The following is a 1,696-nucleotide window of genomic DNA, read 5'->3' on the forward strand; positions in this document are numbered from 1 at the left end:
CGTCGTTGGTGACCGACACGTTGCCGCCGCCGTGACTGAAGGCGCCGATCGCGGTCCCCGCGGCAGTGATGTGCGAGGCCGCGCCCGTCGTGACCGTGACGTCGCCGATACCATAGTTGAACGCGTCGATGCCGTAGCCGGCATCCGCTGTGATGGTCGCGTCGCTCGTAACGGTCACGTTGCCGTAGACGGCGCCCGAGAAGGTCAGGACGCCACCCGGCCTGTAACCTGCGATAATCGCGCCGGGTATGCTGCCGTCGCCGCTGTTCGGCGTGGAGCCGGAATGGATGGAGCCGTGCGCCTCGACGGAGATCGTGCTGCCGACCGCGGCTGCAATCGCGGCCGCGTAATTGACCGCCACGATGCCGGAGCTGCCCGAGGTGACGTGATCGCCCGCCGCCAGGGTGACGCTGATGTCGCCCTGATCGACGCTGTAGGCGAGAATGCCGTAGTTGGTCGTGCCGGTCACCGAGGCGTTGGCGCCGAGCGTGACGGAAATGTTGCCGGTGCCGCCGCTGAGCGTCTGAGCGAGGATACCCGTCTCGGCACCGACGATAGCGGTGCTGGCCGCGTCGTTCACCGTGACGTCGCCGTTCCCGTAATTATAGGCATTGATGCCGTGGCCGGCGGCGGCGGTGATATTGGCATGATTGTTGACGACAACCGAACCATTGACGGCAGTGGTGGCGCTGGCGCCATCTGTGGCGCCGGTGAAACCGGTCTGGATGCCGGCCGGCGTCGTGCCGCTCAGGTTCGGGCTGCTGCCGGAATTGATCGTGCCGTAGGCGTTGATCGTGATGGTGGTGCCGGCCGCAGCATCGATCGAGGTCGCACGATTTACGGCGACGATGCCGGAGCTGCCCGAGGTGAGCACGCTGCCGGCCTCGGTCGTGACGGTCTGGTTGCCGGTGCCATAGCTGCGCGAGCGGATGCCGTAGGTCGAGCTGCCGGTGATGGTCCCGCCGGCATCGACCGTGATGTCGCCATTACCCGCTGTGACCACATCGATGCCGTACGCACCGCCGGCAGCACCGCCGAGCTGTGTGATCGAGATGTCGCCGCCGTTAGCGACGTTTCCGTTCTCGACGAGGACGCCGGCCGTATCGGCGCCGGTCCCCGTCGCCTTGCCGCTGACGTTGTCGATCGTGATGTTCCCCGCGCCGGTCAGGCTGTCGCGCAGCCAGATGCCGTTTCCGGCAAGGCCGGTGATGTTGCCGGTGGCCGTCAGCGAGATGTCGCCTGTGCCATTCTGGGTGACGAAGATGCCTCTGGCTGCACCGGTCAGCGCCCCCGTGGGCGTGAGAACGATGGCGGCGGGCGCGGCGGGAGAGCCACCCGACGCGGTGAAGTCGAGCGCATCGCCGACCGATGTCGTGATGTCGGCCGTACCGGTGACGGTGAACGTGCCGGCCTTCGTCGATTGGCCGGCGATGGTACCGGTGAAGCTCTGGCCGGCGACCTTGTCGAGCTTGAGCGTGTCGATGCCGCCGGCAAAGGTGACAGTCTGCGCCGTCGCCCCGGCAAGCTCCAGCGTCGCGCCGTTGTCGATGACCAACGAGCCGGCGCCGCTGAGGCCGCCGGAGAGGTTCAGCGTTCCGGCCTGGACCTCGATGGCGCCGGTGTTGGTGACGGCGGCCGAGATCGTGTTGAGGCCGGAGACACTGTAGAGATCGCCGGCGTTAATCAGAGACCCGCC

1 protein-coding gene is annotated in these 1,696 nt (G+C 67.3%); it reads right to left on the bottom strand.

The features are described 5' to 3' along the window. A partial coding sequence (locus A5906_RS00605; RefSeq protein WP_430642336.1) for a beta strand repeat-containing protein occupies window positions 1-1,696 on the bottom strand: 1,696 nt, incomplete at both ends.

Origin of the sequence: Bradyrhizobium sacchari (assembly GCF_002068095.1) — a bacterium.
GTDB classification, from domain to species: Bacteria; Pseudomonadota; Alphaproteobacteria; order Rhizobiales; family Xanthobacteraceae; genus Bradyrhizobium; species Bradyrhizobium sacchari.